The following is a 367-nucleotide window of genomic DNA, read 5'->3' on the forward strand; positions in this document are numbered from 1 at the left end:
GCGTTTGTTTCGCTTGACTTCTTGTATGTCGGGCGAGCTCCGTATGATACTTGACCATTTGCATGTGTTGTTACGTTATATGCATTTGTTTTGCTTGGCTTTTTTTGTGTCGGGCGAGCGCCATATGATACTTGACCATTTGCATGTGTTGTTACGTTATATGCATTTGTTTTGCTTGGCTTTTTTTGTGTCGGGCGAGCGCCATATGATACTTGACCATTTGCATGTGTTGTTACGTTGTATGCATTTGTTTTGCTTGGCTTTTTTTGTGTCGGGCGAGCGCCATATGTTACTGTGCCATCTTGATTTGTCGTTACGTTGTATGCATTTGTTTCACTTGGCTTGTTGAATCTTGGTCTCGCTTCAT

Annotated in this window: 1 pseudogene; it reads right to left on the reverse strand. The window is 42.2% G+C overall.

Features of this window, described 5'->3' with window-relative positions:
- Positions 1-367: pseudogene (locus tag IDG63_RS14795) on the reverse strand (staphylocoagulase); the annotation flags it as partial.

Origin of the sequence: Staphylococcus sp. EG-SA-14, from assembly GCF_017151935.1 — a bacterium.
Classification (GTDB): Bacteria; Bacillota; Bacilli; order Staphylococcales; family Staphylococcaceae; genus Staphylococcus; species Staphylococcus aureus.